18 protein-coding genes and 2 pseudogenes are annotated in these 21788 nt (G+C 64.4%); 11 read left to right on the top strand and 9 right to left on the bottom strand.

Annotated elements, in window-relative coordinates; translation table 11 throughout:
- Positions 1-1544 (bottom strand): annotated as a pseudogene (locus tag AC628_RS27070) (putative bifunctional diguanylate cyclase/phosphodiesterase); the annotation flags it as partial.
- Positions 1545-2042: 498 nt separating this feature from the next.
- On the opposite strand from AC628_RS27070, the gene AC628_RS27065 reads away from it, so the two are divergent.
- The 3 genes and pseudogenes from AC628_RS27065 to AC628_RS27055 form a co-directional block, all read left to right on the top strand.
- Entirely contained in the window at positions 2043-3791 is a 1749-nt protein-coding gene (locus AC628_RS27065) for an ATP-binding protein (protein WP_143201819.1), read from the top strand.
- A gap of 109 nt (positions 3792-3900) precedes the next feature.
- A complete protein-coding gene (locus AC628_RS27060) occupies positions 3901-4479 on the top strand; it encodes a peroxidase-related enzyme (protein WP_050418795.1) in 579 nt (192 codons plus the stop codon).
- Between the two features lie 14 nt (positions 4480-4493).
- Positions 4494-4847 (top strand): annotated as a pseudogene (locus AC628_RS27055) (MgtC/SapB family protein); the annotation flags it as partial.
- Positions 4848-4967: 120 nt separating this feature from the next.
- Here the strand turns inward: AC628_RS27055 and AC628_RS27050 are convergent.
- Positions 4968-5594 (bottom strand): ParB-like protein, encoded by a 627-nt coding sequence (locus AC628_RS27050; protein WP_074129847.1) that lies wholly within the window; start codon positions 5592-5594, stop codon positions 4968-4970.
- Between the two features lie 87 nt (positions 5595-5681).
- Between AC628_RS27050 and AC628_RS27045 the strand changes: the two genes are divergently transcribed.
- The 7 genes from AC628_RS27045 to AC628_RS27015 all read left to right on the top strand — a co-directional run bounded on the left by AC628_RS27045 (position 5682) and on the right by AC628_RS27015 (position 11410).
- The gene (locus AC628_RS27045; protein WP_074129846.1) at positions 5682-6563 is read left to right on the top strand and encodes an ion channel; all 882 of its coding nucleotides are present in this window, start codon (positions 5682-5684) and stop codon (positions 6561-6563) included.
- Between the two features lie 87 nt (positions 6564-6650).
- Positions 6651-7007, top strand: coding sequence for a hypothetical protein (locus AC628_RS27040; RefSeq protein ID WP_074129848.1), 357 nt, complete (start codon positions 6651-6653; stop codon positions 7005-7007).
- A 181-nt stretch (positions 7008-7188) separates the two neighbouring features.
- Positions 7189-7488: an acyl carrier protein gene (locus AC628_RS27035; RefSeq protein ID WP_050419055.1), complete on the top strand. Its 300-nt coding sequence runs from the start codon at positions 7189-7191 to the stop codon at positions 7486-7488.
- A 9-nt stretch (positions 7489-7497) separates the two neighbouring features.
- Positions 7498-7974: a 3-hydroxyacyl-ACP dehydratase FabZ family protein gene (locus AC628_RS27030; protein ID WP_074129845.1), complete on the top strand. Its 477-nt coding sequence runs from the start codon at positions 7498-7500 to the stop codon at positions 7972-7974.
- Positions 7967-9151, top strand: coding sequence for a beta-ketoacyl-ACP synthase (locus tag AC628_RS27025; protein ID WP_074129844.1), 1185 nt, complete (start codon positions 7967-7969; stop codon positions 9149-9151). Before AC628_RS27030 ends, AC628_RS27025 begins: the two co-directional genes overlap by 8 nt.
- 27 nt (positions 9152-9178) lie before the next feature.
- Positions 9179-10456 carry a beta-ketoacyl-ACP synthase gene (locus AC628_RS27020; RefSeq protein WP_074129843.1) on the top strand — a complete coding sequence of 426 codons (1278 nt, stop codon included), beginning with the start codon at positions 9179-9181 and terminating at the stop codon, positions 10454-10456.
- Positions 10457-10474: 18 nt separating this feature from the next.
- Positions 10475-11410 carry a lipid A biosynthesis lauroyl acyltransferase gene (locus tag AC628_RS27015; RefSeq protein WP_074129842.1) on the top strand — a complete coding sequence of 312 codons (936 nt, stop codon included), beginning with the start codon at positions 10475-10477 and terminating at the stop codon, positions 11408-11410.
- 112 nt (positions 11411-11522) lie between these two features.
- Here the strand turns inward: AC628_RS27015 and AC628_RS27010 are convergent, their stop codons facing one another.
- The 7 genes from AC628_RS27010 to AC628_RS26980 form a co-directional block, all read right to left on the bottom strand.
- Entirely contained in the window at positions 11523-12632 is a 1110-nt protein-coding gene (locus AC628_RS27010) for a polyamine ABC transporter substrate-binding protein (protein ID WP_074129841.1), read from the bottom strand.
- A gap of 6 nt (positions 12633-12638) precedes the next feature.
- On the bottom strand, positions 12639-13808 hold the full coding sequence (locus AC628_RS27005; RefSeq protein WP_074129840.1) for an aminotransferase: 1170 nt from the start codon (positions 13806-13808) through the stop codon (positions 12639-12641).
- 8 nt (positions 13809-13816) lie between these two features.
- Positions 13817-14146: a rhodanese-like domain-containing protein gene (locus AC628_RS27000; RefSeq protein ID WP_074129839.1), complete on the bottom strand. Its 330-nt coding sequence runs from the start codon at positions 14144-14146 to the stop codon at positions 13817-13819.
- A 136-nt stretch (positions 14147-14282) separates the two neighbouring features.
- Complete coding sequence (locus AC628_RS26995) at positions 14283-16208, bottom strand: potassium transporter Kup (RefSeq protein WP_074129838.1); 1926 nt, start codon at positions 16206-16208, stop codon at positions 14283-14285.
- A gap of 154 nt (positions 16209-16362) precedes the next feature.
- The gene (locus AC628_RS26990; RefSeq protein WP_074129837.1) at positions 16363-18261 is read right to left on the bottom strand and encodes a potassium transporter Kup; all 1899 of its coding nucleotides are present in this window, start codon (positions 18259-18261) and stop codon (positions 16363-16365) included.
- 112 nt (positions 18262-18373) lie between these two features.
- On the bottom strand, positions 18374-19204 hold the full coding sequence (locus tag AC628_RS26985) for an OmpA/MotB family protein (protein ID WP_050418783.1): 831 nt from the start codon (positions 19202-19204) through the stop codon (positions 18374-18376).
- Positions 19205-19246: 42 nt separating this feature from the next.
- Positions 19247-20020 (bottom strand): motility protein A, encoded by a 774-nt coding sequence (locus AC628_RS26980; RefSeq protein WP_050418782.1) that lies wholly within the window; start codon positions 20018-20020, stop codon positions 19247-19249.
- A gap of 399 nt (positions 20021-20419) precedes the next feature.
- On the opposite strand from AC628_RS26980, the gene AC628_RS26975 reads away from it, so the two are divergent.
- The gene (locus tag AC628_RS26975; RefSeq protein WP_074129836.1) at positions 20420-21397 is read left to right on the top strand and encodes an NADPH:quinone oxidoreductase family protein; all 978 of its coding nucleotides are present in this window, start codon (positions 20420-20422) and stop codon (positions 21395-21397) included.
- Positions 21398-21788: the final 391 nt, after the last annotated feature.

Here is a 21788-nt window from a genome sequence, read left to right as displayed (position 1 = left end):
CGGTCGATCTTGATCTTGTCGAACGGGAAGCGCTGCAGATAGCTCAGCGACGAATAGCCGGTGCCGAAATCGTCGAGCGCGATGCGCACGCCAAGCTCGCGCAGCTGATGCAGGATGTCGAGCGCGGCCTCGTCGTCACGGATCAGCACCGCCTCGGTGATCTCGAGCTCGAGCCGCGCGGGCGCGAGCCCCGACGCCGCCAGCGCGGCGGCAACATTCAGCGCCAGCGTCTGGCTCTTGAACTGGATCGGCGACACGTTGACCGCGACATGGATATGATCCGGCCAGTTCACGGCTTCCCGGCACGCGGTGTTGAGCACCCAGTGCCCGAGATCGTTGATCAGGCCGGTGTCCTCGGCGACCGGGATGAAATCCGCGGGCGAGATGGTGCCGCGTTCGGGATGGCGCCAGCGCAGCAGCGCCTCGCAGCAGCTGACCCGGCCGTCCCCGAGATGGAGCAGCGGCTGATAATGCAGCTCGAAGCTGCCCTCGACGATGGCCTGGCGCAATTCGAGCTCCAGGCTGCGCCGCGCCTTGGCGCGCGCGTCCATGCCGGACTCGAAGAACCGATAGGTGCGGCGGCCGTCGCTCTTGGCTCCATAGAGCGCAAGGTCGGCGTTGCGCAGCAATTGATCGAGCTCGAGCCCGTCGGCCGGCGCAACCGCGATGCCGATGCTGGCGTCGGTCGTAATCAGGTGCCCGCTGCAGTCGATCGGCTGGCGGATGCTCTGGTAGATCGCGGCCAGCAGCTGCATGGTCTGGGTCTGATCGCGGACCGCGGTCTGGATCACGGCAAACTCGTCGCCGCCGAGCCGCGCCGCGACATCGGCTCCCCCGAGGCAGGAGCGCAGGCGATCCGCGATTGCCCTCAGCAGCTCGTCACCGATCTGATGGCCGAGCGCGTCGTTGACGGCTTTGAACTCGTCGATATCGATATACATGACCGCGAGCTGGTCATCCGGCCCGATCGTTCTCAGCGCCTGCTCGAGGCGCTGGCGGAACAGCACACGGTTGGGCAGATCGGTGAGCGCATCATAGTGCGCCATGTAGGCGATCTTGTTCTCGGTGCGCGTGCGTTCGGTGACATCCTCGATGGTCGCCACCCACCCGCCCTCCGGCAGCGGCTTGTTGACGATCTCGATCGCCCGGCCGCCCGGTGCCTCTGTCAGCTGACGCGTCGCCTTGCCCAGCTTCACATTGCGGATGATGGCATCGCAGAACGCGTCGACGTCGCCGTCGAATGAGCCGGTCTCCTGCCGGTGCGCGATCAGCCGCTGCATGGTGCAGCCGGGCTTCGCCACGTCGGGCGAAAGCCCGAACATCTCGATGTAGGGACTGTTGCAGATGATGATGCGCGCCGACGCATCGTAGAGCACGAGCCCCTGCGGAATGTTGTTGACGGCCGTCATGAGATTGCGTCGCTCGGTGGCGAGCCGCTCGTCCGAGACCTGGTGTCGCTTCAGCAACAGGAAGACGATCACGGCCATGATCGCAAACGCCGCCATCAGCAGGCCTTCGCGTTCGCTCCATTGCGCGGTCGCGCTTCCGAGCAGGCTGCCGACGAGCAGGCCGGCACAGAACGCCAGTCCCTTGGTCGAACCGGCGTCGGCATTTCCTGGCGATGAATTGCGGTGTTCGATGCGCACGCTGATCTCTCCCGAGCGCGGCATCGTTACGCAGCACAGATGGAAAGGTCGTTACAACTCGCAGTTAGCAATCGGTTACACGATGCCTGGAGCCAACGCGCAACACATCGCGCCGAACCTCCGTAAAGCTACGGAGCCGCCGCTGCACTCGTCCAAGATGGTGAATTCCGCATTAACGGATAAACCGTGAAACCAACGCGTCTGTGCCGGAAAGCGACGATTTCGCCGCCGATGCACGCGACGGCGCACAATCTCACGTCACGATAGAAACAAATCGTCACCGGGAAGGTGTAGATTTAGCCGATGCCGAACCCCGGCGACTTAACGGTTTTTCCAATCCCGGGCGGGCATATTGGTCCGGACATTTAGATTTCGAGAACGAACCAGGCTGGAACTGTGACACCTTTCGGACGTGTGATCTCTGTGCGCGGCTCGCAGGCCCGGGTGGGGCTGCTGGCGGGCGGCCAGATGCAACTTTCAGAAATGCGCGCGACCGTCGGCCGGTTCGTCAGCATCCGCTGCGCGAATTCGGTCATCGTCGCGATGATCACCGAGGTGTCGTGCGAGAACCTGCCGGCATCCGACGAATACATGGCGACCGCCTCGGTCGACCTGCTCGGCGAAATCCTCGGCGGCGACCGCCCGAAATTCCAGCGCGGCGTCACCCACTATCCGACCATCGGCGACAGCACCGATCTGATCACCAACCAGGAGCTGCGCACGGTCTATGCGCCGAGCGGCTCGGACCAGATCAATGTCGGCACGCTGCAGCAGGATCGCTCGGTCATCGCCTATGTCGATGTCGAGGAAATGCTCTCCAAGCACTTCGCGGTGCTCGGCTCGACCGGCGTCGGCAAATCCACCGGCGTGTCGCTGCTGCTCAACGAGATCCTGAAGTCGCGGCCGAACCTGCGCATCTTCCTGCTCGACGTCCACAATGAATACGGCCGCTGCTTCGGCGAGCGCGCGCAGGTGCTCAACCCGCGCAACCTGAAGCTGCCGTTCTGGTTGTTCAACTTCGAAGAGATCGTCGACGTGCTGTTCGGCGGCCGGCCCGGCGTGCCCGAAGAGCTCGACATCCTCGCCGAAGTGATCCCGATGGCGAAGGGCATCTACACCCAGTACCAGAACTCCGACCGGGTCGGCCTCGGACTGAAGCGCCTCGACCCCAAGCAGGTCGGCTACACCGTCGACACGCCGGTGCCCTATCGCCTCGTCGACCTGATCTCGCTGATCGACGAGCGCATGGGCAAGCTCGAGAACCGCTCCTCGCGCATCATCTATCACAAGCTGATCTCGCGCATCGACGCGGTGCGCAACGATCCGCGCTACGCCTTCATGTTCGACAATGCCAATGTCGGCGGCGATACCATGGCCGAGGTGATCAGCCATCTGTTCCGCCTGCCTGCCAACGGCAAGCCGATGACCATCATGCAGCTCGCGGGCTTCCCGGCCGAAGTCGTCGATTCCGTGGTGTCGGTCTTGTGCCGCATGGCGTTCGATTTCGGGCTGTGGAGCGACGGCGTCTCGCCGATGCTGTTCGTCTGCGAGGAAGCGCATCGCTACGCCTCCGCCGACCGCAATATCGGCTTCGGGCCGACCCGCAAGGCGGTGTCGCGCATCGCCAAGGAAGGCCGCAAATACGGCGTCTATCTCGGCCTGATCACCCAGCGTCCGGCCGAACTCGACGCGACCATCATCTCCCAGTGCAACACGCTGTTCACGATGCGGCTTGCCAACGACCGCGACCAGGCGCTGCTGCGCTCCGCGGTATCGGATGCCGCCGCCAATCTGCTGTCGTTCGTGCCCTCGCTCGGCACCCGCGAAGTGCTGGCGTTCGGCGAAGGCGTGGCGCTGCCGACCCGGCTGCGCTTCAAGGAGGTGCCGCCGCACCAGCTGCCGCGCGGCGAGGCCACCATCGCGACGGTGCCGTCGGTCACCGCTGGCCATGACATGCATTTCGTCAGCGCCGTGCTGGAGCGCTGGCGCGGCGCCACCTCACATCGGGATTCGCCGAGCGGCGACGCCAATTTCAATGCGCCGCCGCCGGCGCGCACCATGGCGCCCGCCGAGGCGCCGATGCTGCAGCCGTCACTCGGTCTCGATCCCGATCGCTTCTCGCTGTTGAAGAAGCCGCTGCGCTAGCCGCATTTCGCCAGGATCCTGCCAAGGCGCCGATGCGCCTTGCGCCCGACCCGTCATCCTCTATGGTTTGCCGTGACGCCGCATCCATGCGGCTTGCCGGAACCATCTCATGACACAGCCGACCGCCAAACGCTTCGCAACGCCCGCTCTCGACAAGCTCCCCGAGGATATCCGCACCCGCATCCTGGCGGTGCAGGAAAAATCCGGCTTCGTGCCGAACGTCTTCCTCACCCTGGCCTATCGCCCCGACGAGTTTCGCGCCTTCTTTGCCTATCACGACGCGCTGATGGAAAAGGACTCCGGCCTCTCCAAGGCCGAGCGCGAGATGATCGTGGTGGCGACCAGCGCCGCCAACCAGTGCCAATATTGCGTGATCGCCCATGGCGCCATCCTGCGCATCCGCGCCAAGAATCCGCAGATAGCGGACCAGATCGCGATCAACTACCGCAAGGCCGACATCACGCCGCGGCAGCGCGCGATGCTCGATTTCGCGATGAAGGTGAGCCGCGCGGCCGAGGAGGTCTCGGAGGCGGACTTCGCCGCGCTCGCCGCCCACGGCTTCAGCGATGACGATGTCTGGGATATCGCCGCGGTGGCGGCCTTCTTCGCGCTCTCCAACCGGCTCGCGAACGTCACCGGAATGCGGCCGAACGACGAGTTCTACATGCTCGGCCGGCAGCCGAAGTAGAAGCAGAGGACGCCTTGGCAGACTGGAGCGAGATCATCCTGCGTCTCGGCGCCGCCACGCTGGCGGGTGGCGCGATCGGGCTCGACCGCGACCTGCGCGGCAAGCCGATCGGCCTGAAGACGCTTGGCCTCGTCAGCCTCTCGACCGCCACGGTCGTGCTGCTGGCATTGCAGGCCGTTGATCCCGGCAAATTCACCGATGCAGTCAGCCGCGTGATCCAGGGCGTGCTGACCGGGATCGGCTTTCTTGGCGCCGGTGTGATCGTCCGGCGGGGCGACCAATATCACGTCCACGGCCTGACCAGCGCCGCATGCGCGTTCTTTGCCGCGTGCATCGGGATCGTCTGCGGCACCGGACACTGGCCGATCGTCCTCACCGCCCTTGCGCTGGCATTCCTGCTGCTGACCTTCGGCAAGCGGACCGAGCGGTGGCTGCACCACGCGCTCGGCGGCAAGGAAGAGCAGCACGGGCCGGAGGCCTCCCCCCGGTCAGTCGTCGGATGCCGGCCCGCACCAGCCGGGCAGATAGACCGCCCCCTGGCTGCGGCCGAGCGCCAGGCCCTTTTCCAGCGCCTTGGCGAAATTGTTCTCCACCGTCTTGCGCGGGATGTGGCGGCGCAGGAAATCGGCCCACAGGAATTCGCTGAACGGTGTCGTGTCCTTGGCGAAGCCGCCCGCCCGGCGCATCTCGCCGGCGAGGCTGCGGAACGGATCGTCCTTGAGATCCTTGATCGATTTCGGAATGTCCCTGAAGTGCCGGCGCTCGCCCTTGGAGTCGTAGGGATAGACCCAGCGCTTGTTGTCCATCACGCCCCAGAACACGTCACGCTCGACCATGGTGAGATCGCCGATCACGGTGACCAGGATGTCCTTGACGCCTTCTTCGTGCAGCGCCCGCGCCATGTGATGGTGATCGACCACGTAGTAGCGATCGTCGGGTCCATGGACCACCGGGATCATGTGCTTGCCGAGCAGTTCGGCGCGCTTCTTGTCCGACTTGCGCTCGCGCCAGCGCTTCCGCTTCTCCTTCACCTCATGCATGCCGACCGTCATTTGCGTCGGCCGCAGCGACATGATCGGGACCGGCTTGACGTAAGGCTCGCGCGTATGGGCCATGAATTGTACTCCCGTTTGACCGGCACTCCGGAATGAGTTCCATTATGACATGATGTCTCAGGCAGACGAAAGAGCCGGTTCGGCGGAATGGCTTTGAGAGCAAGCGAACGCGTGAAGGCGCGCACGGTCCGCCTCGGCAATCGCGAGGTGCTGACCGAAGGGTTGGAGCTCAGTTTCTGGGCGGACATCAGTCACCGCTGCATGACGGCATCGTGGCCCGCCTTTATCGGCGGGGCAGCATTGGTGTTCATCACCTTCAACGGCGTCTTCGCGCTGCTCTACTGGCTCGGCGATCACCCGATCGCCAACGTGCCTGACGGCCAATACATCGACTACCTCTATTTCAGCATCGAGACACTCTCGACCGCCGGCTACGGCGACATGCACCCGCAGACCCATTACGGGCACTTCATCGCCGCCATCGAGCTCTTCACCGGCATCTTCTCGATGTCGCTGATGACCGGGCTGATCTTCGCCCGTTTCTCGCGGCCGAGCGCGCGCCTGCTGTTCGCCGACAACCCCGTGATCTCGGACCATGAGGGCGAGCGGACGCTGATGATCCGCCTTGCCAACGAGCGGCACAACATCATCGCCAACGCCACCGCGCGGCTGGGGCTGTTCAAGAACGACCTCAGCAAGGAAGGCATGGCCTATCGCCGGTTCTTCGAGCTGCCGCTCGCGCGCAGCGAAAGCCCGGCATTGGCACTAAGCTGGACCCTGTTTCATGTGATCGACAAGGACAGCCCGCTGCACGGCCTCAACGCGGAAGACCTGGAAGCCATCAATGCCGGGCTGGGCCTCATCGTATCGGGCTATGACGACGTTGCAGCGCAAACTGTCCACGCGCGAAAATCCTACGAACATTCCGATATCCGTTTCGGACATCGCTATGCCGAAATCCTGCGCGCGACCGACGACGGTCGTCTCAAGATCGACTACAGCCGGTTCCACGAGACGATCGAAGCATGAATACCACCTCTGCGGGTATCAAGATTTTAGGTGTGAAACGCGCCGAACCTGCTAAACATGAGCGGCGACGCGACCGGACTGACAACAGTGAAGACGCAGCGGCCAATTTCCTCGGATGACGAGCACGTGGTGCTCAAATTCCGGCCGCGTACCTCGGCGCGGCCGCCCGGCAAGCGCGAGGACCCGATCCGATCGACCCGCCCGGCTTCCGTTGCTCCCGTTTCCGTCGCCAACGACCTCTCCCGCTACGAGAAGCCGCGCGAGGAGCCGGATGACTTCCGCCAACGCATGCTCGCCAACATCGCCGCGTTTGCCTTCACCGTGGCGCTCACGGCGATCGGCATCTGGCTTGCCATGAGCATCGCCGATTTGCGCAAGACCCAGGATTGCGTGCTGATGGGCCGCCGGGATTGCGCGAAGATTACGGTGATGCCGCGCACCTAGGCTGGCCGGAACCGTGCCCAAAAACCGTCCTTGCGAGGCCGGCCAAGCTCCATTGAACTAACGGCCCTGCTCCGATATACGGGCACACGACTCCCGGCAGCAGCAATAGGCATTCCGGGGCAACGCGCCCGCCTCCTCCGAGCCGACCCGGAATTACCTTCAATATATCAAAGGCTTAATGATGTCTTCCACATTCGAGCAGATCGCCAACATTATCGCGGAGACCTGCGACATCCCGCGCGATACGATCAAGCCGGAGAGCCACGCGATCGACGATCTGGGGATCGACAGCCTCGACTTCCTGGACATCGCCTTTGCCATCGACAAGGCCTTCGGGATCAAGATGCCGCTCGAGAAGTGGACCCAGGAGGTCAACGACGGCAAGGCCACGACGGAGCAGTACTTCGTGTTGCAGAATCTCGCCGACCGCATCGACGAGCTGGTCGCGGCCAAGAACGCTGGCGCGGGCTCGGCCTCGTAATCGCCCATCATGCAGCTTGAAACTTTTCAGCTGATCGATCGGATCGTCGACCTCAACCTCGACGCAAGGACCATTGTTGTCGAGGCGGATGTCCCGCCGGACAGCCATTCGGTGTTCGCCGGGCATTTCCCGGGCTACCCGATCATGCCCGGCGTGCTGCTCACCGAAGCGATGGCGCAGAGCTCGGGCTGGCTGATCCTTGGTTTGACCAAGTTCGAGCGCATGCCCTTCCTCGCCATGGTCAAGGAAGCCAAGATGCGTGGCTTCGTCAGCCCCGGCTCGACACTGACGATCGAAGCCAAGATCGAACACGAAGGTTCAGGCTTCACCGTGACCTCGGCGAAGGTCCGCGTCGGCAAGGAGCTCAAATGCAATGCCGAGCTGACCTTCCGTCATATCCCCTTCCCCAGCCCGGACTTGCGCGTGCACATGGATGCGATGGCCACCAAGATCGGGTTTCCGCAGCAGGCAATGAGTAATGGCTGAGAAGGAAGTCTGGATCACCGGCGTCGGTCTGCTCTCCTCGCTTGGCGAGGGGCTGGATGCGCATTGGCAGGCGCTCGGTGAAAAGCGCGTCAATGCCGACGACAAGCGCCTCGCGCCATACGTGATCCATCCGATCGCGCCGGTCAGCTTCGACGCCCAGATCCCGAAGAAGGGCGATCAGCGTCAGATGGAGACGTGGCAGCGCATCGGCACCTATGCCGCCGGGCTGGCGCTCGATTCCGCCGGCGTCAAAGGCAATCAGGAAATCCTGTCGCGGATGGACATGATCATCGCTGCCGGTGGCGGCGAGCGTGACCTCAATGTCGACCTCGCGATCATGAATGCCGATGCGCAGGGCAAGCTGCCGCCCGCTTTGCTCAACGAGAAGCTGATGAACGAGCTGCGCCCGACGCTGTTCCTGGCGCAGCTCTCCAACCTGCTCGCCGGCAACATCGCGATCGTTCACGGCGTCTGCGGGACGTCGCGCACCTTCATGGGCGAGGAAGCCTCGAGCATCGACGCCGCGCGGATCGCGGTCGCACGCATCGGCGCCGGACAGAGCGACATCGCGCTGGTCGGCGCGGCGCACAACGGCGATCGCGGCGACCTCTTGATGCTTTATTCGTTCGGCGACTTCGCCCTCAAGGATCAATACGCGCCGGTCTGGGCTCGTAGGAACCACCCGGGCTTTGCCATCGGCTCCGCCGGCGCCTTCCTGGTGATGGAATCGCGCGAGCACGCCGAGGCGCGCGGCGCCAAGCCGTACGCCAAGCTGACCAGGGTGGTCGCCGATCTTGCCAAGCGCAAGCAACCCGGCGCTGTGACGAAGTCGCTGCAGACGATGTGGCCGCAGCTCGGGGTCAGCAACGACAACGCCGTGCTGATCACGGGCGCGACCGGCGCCGAGCCCGCGACGGGCGAGGAGCGCGAATTCCTCGGGCAGCATCCCGGCCTTGCCGTGCGCGCCACGGGGACGACCTTTGGGCACACCATGGAGGCCCAGTTCCCGCTCGGGCTCGCGCTGGCCGCGCTGTCGATTTCCCGCGGCGCGCTCTATCCTGCCAACGACCCGACCGGGCTGGAGGTTGAAAAGACCGAAGCGCCAACCCAGATTGTCGTGTTAGGGGTAGGCCACTGGCAGGGCGAAGGCATGGCACTGGTCGAGGCCGTCAAGTAATTCGGCGCAAGCACCGACGGGGACACCATGACAGCACCACGCGATAAATTCGGCCGACCGATCGTCGTCGTGACCGGCATGGGAATCGTGACGTCGCTCGGCGGCGGCAAGACCGACAATTGGAAGCGTCTGACCGCGGGCGAGTCCGGCATCAAGACCGTGACGCGCTTCCCGCTCGACAGTCTGAAGACGACGATGGCCGGCGCCGTCGATTTCGTCACCGTCGACCCGTTCTCCTCGACCAGCCTGTCGCAACGTCTGGCGGAGATCGCGACTGAAGAGGCACTGGAGCAATCCGGCATCGGCAGCAAGGGCGACTTCCCCGGCCCGCTGTTTCTCGCGGTCGCGCCGATCGAGACCGAGTGGCCGCAGCGGCTCGAAATCGCGCGCGAGGTTCCGACCAAGGACTTTGGCATCATCGATTATCTGGCGACCTGCAGCGGCGGCAAGTTTGCGCACTTCCACCGGCGCTTCACCTTCGGTTCGGTCGCGCTCAACCTCGCCGAGACCTTCGGCACCAAGGGGTCGCCGATCTCGCTCTCGACGGCTTGCGCGTCCGGCGCGACCGCGATCCAGCTCGGCGTCGAGGCGATCCGCCGCGGCGAAACCGATGCAACGCTGTGCGTCGCGACCGACGGCTCGGTCAATCCCGAAGCCATGGTGCGCTTCTCGCTGCTCTCGGCTCTCTCGACCCAGAACGATCCGCCCCAAGGCGCCTCAAAGCCGTTCTCGAAGAACCGCGACGGCTTCGTGATGGCCGAAGGCGCCGGCGCGCTCGTGCTGGAGAGCTACGAGGCCGCGATGGCGCGCGGCGCGCGTATCCTGGGCGTCGTCGCCGGCTGCGGCGAGCTCACCGACTCCTTCCATCGCACCCGTTCTGCCCCCGACGGCAAGCCGGCGATCGGCTGCGTGCGCAAGACGCTCGCGGATGCCGGGATGGAGCCCGAGCAGATCGACCACATCAACGCGCACGGCACCTCGACGCCGGAAAACGACAAGATGGAATATCTTGCCACCTCGGCGGTGTTCGGCGAACACACCAAAAACATCCCGGTGTCGTCGAACAAGTCGATGGTCGGCCACACCATCTCGGCCGCCGGCGCAGTCGAGGCGATCTTCTCGCTGCTCACGCTCGAGCATCAGCGGATTCCGCCGACGATCAATTACGAGGTGCCCGATCCCGCGATCCCGTTCGACGTGGTCGGCAACAAGGCGCGCGACGCCAAGGTGACCGCCGTGATGTCGAACTCGTTCGGATTTGGCGGACAGAACGCTTCGCTGATCCTGACGCGCGAGCCGGCTTAGGCCCGCGCCCTCGCCTCGATGAAACGCCTGATCCTTCGCACCAGGGCGCAGCTGCGCGACGCTGCCAAGCCCGTGGCCAATGTCGCCATTGGCGCGTTGACGACCGGCCTCTTGCGCACCACACGCTATTTCGATCCGGAGAAGACCGCGCGATTCTTCGGCCATGCCGCGCATTTCATCGGCCGCCGGCTGCGCGAGGATCGTATCGGCCGCGAGAACCTCACAGCGGCCTTCCCGGAGAAGTCACCGCAGGAGATCGAAGAGATCCTGACTGGCGTCTGGCACAACCTCGGACGCATCGGCGCCGAATTCGCGCATATCGACCGCATCTGGGACCACGATCCCGAGAATCCCGACAGACCGGGCCGCGTCGAATTCTCGGCGCGCAGCAAGCAGCTGTTCGACCAGTTGCGCGACGACGGCAAGCCGGCCCTGTTCTTCGCCGCGCATCTCGGCAACTGGGAGCTGTCGCCAATTGCCGCCGCAGCGCATGGGCTCGACGCCACCATCCTGTTCCGACGGCCGAACATCGAGGCCGCCGATCGCGCCATCGAGCGCATCCGCGCCGTCAATTTGGGCACGCTGGTCCCAGCCGGCCGCGATGCGCCGCTCAAGCTGGCGCAGGCGCTGAAGAACGGCCAGCACGTCGCGATGCTGGTCGATCAGTATTTGACCAACGGTGTTCCCGTCACCTTCTTCGGCCGCAAGACCACCGCGAACCCGCTGCTGGCGCGGCTGCGCCGGCAGATCGATTGTCCGATCCACGGCACCCGGATCATCCGCCTGCCCGACGGCCGTTTCCGCGGCGAGGTCACCGAGGAAGTGAAGCCGGTGTTCGACGCATCCGGCCAGATCGACATCCAGGGCACGATGCAGGCGATCACCGACATCGTCGAAGGATGGGTCCGCGAATATCCGGATCAATGGCTCTGGCTGCACCGGCGCTGGCGGTAAGGCTAGTCGCAAATCCAACCACGTCATTGCGAGCGAAGCGAAGCAATCCATTCGTCTGTTCGCGAAGCTGTGGATTGCTTCGTCGCTACGCTCCTCGCAATGACGGATAGACCTATTTCCCGGTCTTCACCCGCGTCCACAGTCGGTTGATGATCCGCTGCGTCGCCGGATCGCGCGCCGTGATCACGAACAGCTTCCTCTGCATCGCCTCGTCGGGATAGATGTTCTTGTCGTTGAAGATCTTCGGATCGATCAGCTTCTGGCTCGCCAGATTGCCGTTGGCGTAGGACAGGAAGTTCGAATTCTTCGCCGCGACGTCGGGACGGTAGAGGTAGTTGATCAGCTCATAGGCCTCCGTGACGTTCTTCGCATCCGCGGGGATCGCGAGATTGTCGAAGAACATCTGCGCGCCCTCCTTCGGGATCGTGTAGCCGATCTCGATCCCGGTCTTGGCTTCCGCCGCCCGGCTGCGCGCCTGCATGATGTCGCCCGACCATCCGACCACGAAGCAGATCTCGCCGGAGGCCAGCGCGCTGAGATATTCGGACGAATGGAATTTGCGCACGTAGGGCCGGATCTTGACGACGAGATCGGCGGCCTTCTCGAGGTCGGCCTGCTTGGTCGAGTTCGGATCGAGACCGAGATAGCTCAGCGCCGCCGGCAGGATGTCGTCGGCGGAATCCAGCATGTGGATGCCGCAATCCTTGAACTTGGCGAGGTTCTCCGGCTTGAACACCATGTCCCAGCTGTCGATCTTCGCGTCGGGCCCGAGGATCTTCTCGGCCATCTTCACATTGTAGCCGATGCCGGTGGTGCCCCACATGTAGTTGGCGCCGTAATTGTTGCCGGGATCGTAGGTCGCGAGCTGCGCCGTTACCACTGGCCATGCATTGGCGAGGTTCGGCAGCTTCGACTTGTCGAGCTTGAGGAACACCTTCGCGGTGATCTGGCGCTGCAGGAAATAGCCGGTCGGCACCACGACGTCGTAGCCCGACTTGCCGGCGAGCAGCCGGGTCTCCAGCGTCTCGTTGGCGTCGAACGTGTCGTAGACGACCTTGATGCCGGTTTCCCTTGTGAAGTCCTCGAGGACATCAGGCGCCATGTAGTTCGACCAGTTGTAGAAGTTGACCGTGCGCTCCTCCGCGCTGGCGGACGCAGCGAACAACAGAACCGTGGCGATCGTACCGACGAGGCTGACGAGACGACGGCTCTGCTTCTGCATTCTGGCCTACCTCTTGCGACGATGGACGGCGTCGGACAACCGCTCAAGCGCGGTGTCGAGCGTCGAGTCCTTCTTGGCGAAACAGAACCGCACCACCGACGTCACCGCATCCTGCTCGTAAAACGCCGACACTGGAATAGCCGCGACCTTGTAATCCCTAACAATTCGCCAGCAGAACTCCGCATCGGTCTCGTTGAGGCCGAGCGGCGACAGATCGACGGTGAGGAAGTAGGTCCCCTGCGATTTCAGCACCGGAAAGCCGATGCTCTCCAATCCCTTGGTCAGACGGTCGCGACTCCGCGCCATGTCCTTGCGCATCTCGAGGAAATATTCATCCGGCTTGCCGAGGCCGTACGCCACCGCGGCCTGCAGATTGGGCGCCGTCGTGAAGGTGAGGAACTGGTGCACCTTCGCAGCCACGCGCAGCAGCGGCGGCGCAGCGCAGACGAAGCCGATCTTCCAGCCGGTCAGCGAGAAGATCTTGCCGGCGCTGCCGACCTTGATGGTGCGGTCGCGCATGCCGGGGATTGTGATCAGCGGGATGTGCTCGCGGCCGTCGAACACGACATGCTCCCAGACCTCGTCGCAGATCGCGACCACGTCGAACTCCTGGCAGAACCGCGCCAGCAGTTCGAGGTCCTCGCGCGGATAGACCACTGCTGCCGGGTTGAGCGGATTGTTGAACAGCACCGCCTTGGTCTTGTGGTTGAAGACGCTGCGCAGCATCTCCTCGTTCAGCCGCCACTCCGGCGGCTCGAGCCGCAACAGGCGCGGAATGCCGCCGGCCTGGCGGATGATCGGCAGATAGGAATCATAGACCGGCTGGAAGCACACCACCTCGTCGCCCGGCTCGACCAAGGAGAGGATCGAGGAGGTCAGCGCCTCGGTGCCGCCGGAGGTCACCATCACCTCGGTCATCGGATCGAGCTTGAGCCCGTGCCAGTGGCCGTAATGCGATGCGATCGCCTGACGGAGCTCGGGGATGCCCATCATCGACGGATACTGGTTGTATCCGTTGATGGACGCGTCCGCGGCGGCGCGGCGGATATCCTCCGGTCCGGGATCGTCGGGAAAGCCCTGGCCAAGATTGATGGCATTGTTGTCGCGCGCAGCCTGCGACATCGCCTCGAAGATGGTGACGGGAAGGTCCGCGAAGACCTTGTTCATGGAGGTCATGTCAGGGATCAGCCGCCCGTCTTGGTCGGCAGTCCAGCCGCTTTCCAGCCGATGATGCCGCCCGCCAGATGCTTGTCATAGGGCAGGCCCACGGCCTGGGCGGCCAGCGAGGCCGTCACCGAGCGCTTGCCGGAGCGGCAGGCGAACACCACCTGCTTGCCTTTCGGATCGGGAATCGCCGCCGGATCGAACGTCGACAGCGGCACCACGACGCTGTCGGGATAGGCCTCGACGGCAACCTCGTTGGGCTCGCGGACGTCGACCAGGAGATAGCGGCCTTCCGCCACGCCCTTCGACACCTCGTCCGGAAACAAATCTTCCACCTTGTGGTCCGCCACGGAAATATCCTCCCGACTATTCGATTGGCGAGCGTCGCGCGGCCCGCCGGTCCGGGCCGCAAAGTCGCCCCTCGCGCCGAGAAAATCAAGCGCCCGAAACGGGTTAGATGATGCGCGGAAACGCTGGATCGTGGACCTAGATGGTAACCTGTGTCCCGACCTCGACCACCCGTCCGGTCGGGATCTGGAAATAGTCGGTGGCATCGTTCGAGGAGCGGCTCAGCGCGATGAACAGATGGTCCTGCCAGCTCGGCATGCCCGAATGCGCCGCCGGCTTCAGCGCGCGGCGGGACAGGAAGAACGAGGTCGACATGATGTCGAACTGCCAGCCGAGCTTGCGGGCGATCGCCAGCGTCTTCGGCACGTTCGGCTGTTCCATGAAGCCAAACTTCAGCGTCACTTTCGAGAAGGTCTCGGTCAGCTGCTCCATCCGCACCCGCTCGGACGGATCGATGCGCGGCGTCTGTGCGGTCTCGATGGTGAGGATGACGTTCTTCTCGTGCAGCACCTTGTAGTGCTTGAGGCTGTGCATCAGCGCGGTGGGTGCGCTGACGGGATCGCTGGTCAGGAACACCGCGGTGCCGGAGACGCGCTGCGGCGGCCGCTTCTCCAGCATCGCGACGAGGTCAGCGAGCGGGAATTCCAGCTTGCGCGACTTCTCGAACAGCAGCCGGCTGCCGCGCCGCCAGGTGTACATGACGACGATCATAGCGCCGCCAAGCGCCAGCGGCACCCAGCCACCCTCGAACACTTTGAGGAGGTTGGCGGCCAGGAACGTGATGTCGAGGAACAGGAAGGGCGCAACCAGCGCGGCGGCGGCGACCGGCGACCATCGCCAGACGCGCCAGATCACCACAAAGCCCATCATCGCCGTCACCACCATGGTGCCGGTCACCGAGATGCCGTAGGCCGACGCCAGTGCGCTCGAGGAGCGGAACATCAGCACCAGCACGATGACCGCGATGAACAGGAAGCGGTTGATGCGCGGCATGTAGATCTGGCCGGAATGGGCTTCCGAGGTGTGGCGGATCTCGAACCGCGGCATCAGGCCGAGCTGGATCGCCTGGCGCGTCAGCGAATAGGCGCCGGTGATGACCGCCTGGCTCGCGATCACGGTCGCGAGGGTCGCAAGCGCGACCATCGGGATCAGCGCCCAGTCCGGGAACATCAGGAAGAACGGGTTCTCGATGCCCTGGGGATTACCGATCAAGAGCGCGCCCTGCCCGAGATAGTTCAGCGCCAGCGACGGCAGCACGATGAACAGCCACGCGGTCTGGATCGGGCGCTTGCCGAAATGGCCGAGGTCGGCATAGAGCGCCTCGGCGCCGGTCACGGCGAGGAACACAGCGCCGAGCGTGATGAAGCCGATCACGCCGTGATGCAGCATGAACGACACCGCAAGGATCGGATTGAGCGCGTAAAGCACCTCGGGATGCCGCACGATCTGCGGCAGCGCCGCAATCGCGATCACGGCGAACCACACGCACATCACCGGGCCGAAGAAGGCCGCGACGCGCGCGGTGCCGCGCGACTGCACCGCGAACAGGATGACCAGGATCACCACGGTAAGCGGGACGACATAGGGATCGAAGGTCGAGGTGACGAGCTTGATGCCCTCGATTGCGGACAGCACCGAGAGCGCCGGCGTGATCACGGCATCGCCATAGAACAGCGCGCCGCTGATGATGCCGAGCAGCACGATGGCGCCGGCGCCTTTGGTGGCCACGCGCTGCGCCAGCGCCATCAGCGCCAGCGTGCCGCCCTCGCCATTGTTGTCGGCGCGGAGCAGGATCACGACGTATTTCAGCGTGACGACCACGATCAGCGCCCACAGGATCAGCGACACCACGCCGAGCACCGCATGGGCCGTCACACCGCCCTCGCCGCCGGCCGCCGCCACGACGGCTTCGCGCAGCGCGTACAGCGGGCTGGTGCCGATGTCGCCATAGACGACACCGATGCTGCCGAGCATCAGCGCCTTGAAGGTGGCGGTTGAATGCGCCTCGCCATGGCCATTTGCCGCGGGCGTTTCCGCCGCGGTGATCGCACTCTCGGATGACATGGGAAGCTGCGCCTCTGTCTTCTGCCGCACTGCACAATGCCGGGTTGCAGGCCTATACTCCCAGCAGGAATGCATAGGTTAGCACGGATTCAGGCCTCCACTATGCGTAACACGCATAGATCACGGCTTTTCAACGCCGGAATTCGCTGCTGGCTCAAATAGTTACCTGGGTACCCACTTCAACCACCCGACCGGTCGGGATCTGGAAATAGTCGGTGGCATCGTTGGCGGACCGGCTCATCGCGATGAACAGATGGTCCTGCCACTGCGGCATCCCGGACTGGGCCGACGGCTTCAGCGAACGGCGCGACACGAAGAACGAGGTCGACATGATGTCGAACTGCCAGCCGAGCTTGCGGGCGACCGCGAGCGCCTTCGGCACGTTCGGCGATTCCATGTAGCCGAAGCGCAGCCGCACCGCGGTGAACTTGTCGCTGACCTTCTCCATGTTGACGCGCTCCGACAGGTCGACGCGCGGCGTCGGCGCGGTCTCGATGGTCAGGATCACGTTGTGCTCGTGCAGCACCTTGTTGTGCTTGAGATTGTGCAGCAGCGCGGTCGGCACGAAGCTGGGGTCGCTGGTCAGGAATACCGCGGTGCCCTTGACGATGTGCGGCGGCCGCTTCTCCAGACTGTGGATCAGGTCGCGCAGCGGCACCTCGATGCGACGGGTCTTGGCGATCAGGATCGCGGCGCCGCGGCGCCAGGTCCAGATCATCGTCGCCATCACGACGCCGAACAGCAGCGGCACCCAGGCGCCCTCGAACAGCTTCAACAGGTTGGCGCTGAAGAAGGTCATGTCGACGATCACGAACGGCAGGATCAATGCGGCGGCCGACGCCACGCGCCAGTTCCACAGCTTCCAGATCACGATGAAGCCCATGATGCCGTCGGCGACCATCGTGGTGGAAACCGCGATGCCGTAGGCCGAGGCGAGCCCGCTCGAGGTGCGGAACAGCAGCACCAGCAGCAGCACGCCGATCAGCAGCAGCCGGTTCACGCGCGGCAGATAGATCTGCCCGGCATGGGTCTCCGAGGTGTAGCGGACCTCGAAGCGCGGCAGGAGCCCGAGCTGCACTGCCTGGCTGATCAGCGAATAGGCGCCGGTGATGACCGCCTGGCTCGCGATCACCGTCGCCGCGGTAGCGAGCCCGACCAGCGGCAGCAGCAGCACGTCCGGCACCATCCGATAGAACGAGTTCTCGATCGCGGCGGGATCGGACAGCACCAGCGCGCCCTGCCCGAAATAGTTCAGCAGCAGCGACGGCAGCACGAAGAACAGCCAGCCGGACTGGATCGGCTTGCGGCCGAAATGCCCGAGATCGGCGTACAGCGCCTCGCCGCCGGTCACCGCGAGGAACACCGCGCCCAAGGTCACCAGGCCGACGGTGCCGTGGGTCAGCATGAACTGGATCGCGTAATACGGATTGATTGCCGCCAGCACCGACGGATCGTCCATGATGTGGACGACCCCCATCACCGCGAGCGAGGCGAACCACACCACCATGACCGGCCCGAACGCGGAGGCGACGCGCGCGGTGCCGTTGCGCTGCACCGCGAACAGCACGACCAGGATCAGGATCGTCAGCGGCACCACATAGTGCTCGAGATGCGGCGTCGCGAGCTTGAGGCCTTCGACCGCCGACAGCACCGAGATCGCCGGCGTGATCATGGAATCGCCGATGAACATCGAGGCGCCGACCACGCCGAGCGCAAGCAGCGGCCAGCTGCGCCGTCCGATCGCGCGCTGGCCGAGCGCCATCAGCGACAGCGTGCCGCCCTCGCCATTGTTGTCGGCGCGCAGCAGCAGCAGCACGTATTTCGCGGTGACGACGGTGAACAGCGCCCACAGGATCAGGCTGAGCACGCCGAGCACCATGACGCGGGTGACCGGCTGGCCGTGCGCGGCGCCGCCGACCGCCTCGCGGAATGCGTAGAGCGGCGAGGTTCCGATATCGCCGAACACCACCCCGATGCTGCCTAGCGTCAGGGCCCAGAAGCCGGAGGTGACCTTACCCTCCTGGGCTTCGGTTGATGAAACGCTGACGGCCATGGCGAGGTTGGAACGCCCGATCGGTTGATTTGATGCGCGCGGCTATCGACGCTTCCGCTCCGGCTGTCAACCGAGCACAAGGTCACCCTTGCGGTAGCATGGTAACCCGGAGTTATGGCTTCAGATCCGGCGGCAATGGCGGATTTTCCCGCATCAACGTGATGGTCACGCGACGGTTCGCCGGCAGCGTCGGATCGTCGGGAAACAGCGGCTGGCCGTCGGCCTTGCCGGAAACCGCGAAAATGTGCGACGGCGGCAGCCCTTCCCGCTCCAGGATCTGCCGCACCGCGTTGGCGCGGTCGGCGGACAGGTCGAAGGCGTCGTAATCGCTGCGCGCCGGCACGAAGCCTGCGGCTGTATGCCCCACGATCGCGACCCGCAGCGGCGTCGCCTTCAACGGCGCGGCGAGCTTCTGGATCAGTCGGCGGGTGCGCTCATACGGCTCCCTGGAGCCGTCGGCGAACATCGAGCGGCCGTCCTGGTCGACGATCTCGAGGTTGAGCCCCTCCTTGGTCTCCTCGAACATGATGTTCTTGGAGATCTCGGTCAGCTCCGGCATGTCCTGCAGCGCCTGCCGCAGCGAGGCGGAGGCGAGCGCGAATTCGCGGTCGATCTTCAGCCGCGCGCCGTTGATCTGGCTGCGCTCCTTTTCGTCCGGCGTCGGATTGGCCGAGGAGTCCTCCGGCGAGATGTGCTCGACATTCTTCAGCTTCGGCCGGGTCGGCAGACCGTCGGACTCGACGATGCCGGAATAGCGCACATTGGTCTGCACGCCGAAAGCGTCGCGCATCGAGCCGGCGACGATCTTCAGCTTGTTGTTGTCCATGGTCGAGAACGCGACGAGCATCACGAAGAAGCTCATCATCAGGCCCATCAGGTCGGCGAAGGTCACGAACCAGCCGTGACCTCCGGTATGGGCGTCGCCGCGCTTTTTCTTGGCCATTGTCGCGTTTTTCCGGCTGCGTTACCCGAAAGCGCCGGCCGGTCAGGCCGGAACCGGCTCGCCTTCCTCGTGGCGATGCTTCTCCGGCAGATAGGCCAGCAGCATCTCGCGCACCAGCGCCGGGCTCTTGGAATCGCGGATCATCAGGATCCCGTCGATGATCAGCGTGCGGTTGGTCTCCTCGTCGAGCAGCTTGCCGTGCAGCTTGTCGGCGATCGGCAGGCAGAACAGGTTGGCGACCAGCGCGCCGTACAGCGTCGCGAGCAGCGCGGTCGCCATGAACGGGCCGAGCTTGGAAGGGTCCGTCATGTTGGCGAACATCTGCACCATGCCGATCAGCGTGCCGATCATGCCGAAGGCCGGCGCGCAGTCGCCGATCGCGCGATAGATCTTGCTGCCCTCGTCGAGGTGCATCAGGAAATTGTCGCGGTCGCGCTCCATGTTGTCGCGGATGAATTCGAGGTCATAACCGTCGGCGACGTAGCGGATGCCCTTGGCGAGGAACGGCTCGTCGGTCTCGACCTTCTCGAGGCCAACCGGGCCCTGCTTGCGGGCGATCTCGGCGATGCGCGCGAGCTCCTCGACGAGGTCGCGCGCCGACAGCCGGCTCATCGTGAAGGCAAACTTGGCGCCGAGCGGCAGGCCATGCAGCATCACGCCGAGCGGAAAGCGGATCATCGTCGCTGCAATCGAACCGCCGAAGATGATGATCATGGCATGTTCGGAAATGAACATGTGCAGGTCGCCGCCCATGAACATCATCACCGCGATGACGATGATGCCGGCCAGCAGCCCGGCGCCTGTCATGATATCCATGAAAAACTCCAACGCGAACGCAACCCGCCTGTCCTGGACGGCGCGCAGCCCAAGGCGGGCCGCGTGGAAAAACCCTAACGTTAATGCCATTAAGGACGCGTTACTGAATTTGGTAGGGATAACAACGGGTAAACGGCTGCCTTTTCGCGATGTCGTTGAAGATGCTGGCTTTCCGCATGCAACGCGGTCGCCGCATGCGCAAAAGATCTCCCCGTAGAACAACGGACATGAGATAGATTCGCTGAGAGCGTTTTCGAGCGAAAGCCTGTCCCGGACTTGATCCGGGATGGGTACCGGTTCGCGTGAAGAAAGCGCGTTAACACAAGAATCTAGAGCCCCGTTCCGATTCAATCGGAACGGAAAAGGCTCTAGAGGAAACCAACCAGCGAGCAGGACAGAATGAAGGCGGTCGTCGTCGAGCAATACGCACCCATCGATCAGATCGAGCTGAAGGAGATCGCCACCCCCGAACCCGCTGCCGGACAGATCCGCATCCGGGTCCACGCTGCGAGCATCGGCTTCGTCGATGGGCTGAAGGTCGAGGGCCGCTACCAGACCAAGGATGCCCTGCCCTTTACGCCCGGCGCGGAATTCGCCGGCGTGGTCGATGCGGTCGCGAGCGACGTCACCGGCATCACCCCGGGCATGCGGGTGATGGGCGCGGCGCGCTCGGGCGCGCTCGCCGAGCAGATCGTGGTGCCGCCTGAAGCGGTCGAGACCATGCCCGACGGATTGTCGATGGAAGCCGCCGCGGCCTTCCGGACCAACTACCTCACCGCGCTGTATGCGCTCGGCGAGCGCGGCGCGCTCAAGGCCGGCGAACAGTTGCTTGTGCTCGGTGCCGCCGGCGGCACCGGCGTCGCCGCGATCCAGGTCGGGAAGCTGCTCGGCGCGCGCGTCATTGCCGCTGCCTCGAGCGAGGAGAAGCGCAGGTTCGCCGCAAGCTTCGGCGCCGATGCCGTCGTCGACTACACGAAGGCCGATTGGCGCGACGCGCTGAAGGATGCGACCGGCGGCCAGGGTCCCGATGTGATCTTCGATCCGGTCGGCGGCGAGGTCTCGCTGCAGGCATTCCGCTCGATCGCCTGGAACGGCCGCCATGTCGTGGTCGGCTTTGCGGCCGGCAGCATTCCTGCTTTGCCGTTCAATCTGCCGCTGCTGAAGGGCGGCCTTCTGATCGGCGTCGATGCCGCCCAGATCGCGCGCCGCGAACCCGAGGCGCAGGCGCGCGTGATGACGCAATTGTCGGCGTGGCTGAACGATGGCCGCCTGACGCCGGTTGTCGGCAAGGTGTTCGCGTTTGACGATTTCCGTGCGGCGTTCACGACCATGCGGACCCGCGCCGCGCTCGGCAAGATGGTGGTGCGGATCGGTTAGCGGGAGAGGCATCGCTCTCGCCTCGCACCCGGTGTCGTCCCTGCGAAAGCAGGGACCCATACTCCGCGGCGGATGTCGTGAGAGAGGGACTCGTCGTTCCACCATCGCTCACCAACAACCATTCGTGGTTATGGGTCCCTGCTTTCGCACTAGGGCGGCACTTCGGTTTGGACGGAGGTGCCGCCATGTTGTCACGGATTGACTGGACGCTGGGCCGGTTCGGGGATCGTCGTCTCGATAAAGGGGGGCGGCGCTTGTCGGACGCATGGTTGCGGGCAAGGATGTATGCCTGCGGCGGCTTTCGAAGGGGAACCGGGCGCTGGAAGTGCGGTTCAACCGCTTTCTCGGCAATGGCAAAGTGACAGCGGAACGGATCATCGAAAGCTGGAGC

The sequence above is a fragment of the Bradyrhizobium sp. NAS96.2 genome, from assembly GCF_001908235.1.
Classification (GTDB): Bacteria; Pseudomonadota; Alphaproteobacteria; order Rhizobiales; family Xanthobacteraceae; genus Bradyrhizobium.
The sequence above is the reverse complement of the archived record's forward strand: the minus strand, read 5'-3'. Positions and strand labels throughout refer to the sequence as shown.

What these genes read in the sequence shown, in the direction of transcription:
- AC628_RS27060 (WP_050418795.1), top strand. Translation starts at nt 3,901, where the DNA reads ATGACACAGCCGACCGCCAAACGCTTCGCAACGCCCGCTCTCGACAAG.
- AC628_RS27050 (WP_074129847.1), bottom strand. Translation starts at nt 5,594, where the DNA reads ATGGCCCATACGCGCGAGCCTTACGTCAAGCCGGTCCCGATCATGTCG.
- AC628_RS27045 (WP_074129846.1), top strand. Translation starts at nt 5,682, where the DNA reads ATGGCTTTGAGAGCAAGCGAACGCGTGAAGGCGCGCACGGTCCGCCTC.
- AC628_RS27035 (WP_050419055.1), top strand. Translation starts at nt 7,189, where the DNA reads ATGTCTTCCACATTCGAGCAGATCGCCAACATTATCGCGGAGACCTGC.
- AC628_RS27030 (WP_074129845.1), top strand. Translation starts at nt 7,498, where the DNA reads ATGCAGCTTGAAACTTTTCAGCTGATCGATCGGATCGTCGACCTCAAC.
- AC628_RS27025 (WP_074129844.1), top strand. Translation starts at nt 7,967, where the DNA reads ATGGCTGAGAAGGAAGTCTGGATCACCGGCGTCGGTCTGCTCTCCTCG.
- AC628_RS27020 (WP_074129843.1), top strand. Translation starts at nt 9,179, where the DNA reads ATGACAGCACCACGCGATAAATTCGGCCGACCGATCGTCGTCGTGACC.
- AC628_RS27015 (WP_074129842.1), top strand. Translation starts at nt 10,475, where the DNA reads ATGAAACGCCTGATCCTTCGCACCAGGGCGCAGCTGCGCGACGCTGCC.
- AC628_RS27010 (WP_074129841.1), bottom strand. Translation starts at nt 12,632, where the DNA reads ATGCAGAAGCAGAGCCGTCGTCTCGTCAGCCTCGTCGGTACGATCGCC.
- AC628_RS27005 (WP_074129840.1), bottom strand. Translation starts at nt 13,808, where the DNA reads ATGACCTCCATGAACAAGGTCTTCGCGGACCTTCCCGTCACCATCTTC.
- AC628_RS26995 (WP_074129838.1), bottom strand. Translation starts at nt 16,208, where the DNA reads ATGTCATCCGAGAGTGCGATCACCGCGGCGGAAACGCCCGCGGCAAAT.
- AC628_RS26990 (WP_074129837.1), bottom strand. Translation starts at nt 18,261, where the DNA reads ATGGCCGTCAGCGTTTCATCAACCGAAGCCCAGGAGGGTAAGGTCACC.
- AC628_RS26985 (WP_050418783.1), bottom strand. Translation starts at nt 19,204, where the DNA reads ATGGCCAAGAAAAAGCGCGGCGACGCCCATACCGGAGGTCACGGCTGG.
- AC628_RS26980 (WP_050418782.1), bottom strand. Translation starts at nt 20,020, where the DNA reads ATGGATATCATGACAGGCGCCGGGCTGCTGGCCGGCATCATCGTCATC.
- AC628_RS26975 (WP_074129836.1), top strand. Translation starts at nt 20,420, where the DNA reads ATGAAGGCGGTCGTCGTCGAGCAATACGCACCCATCGATCAGATCGAG.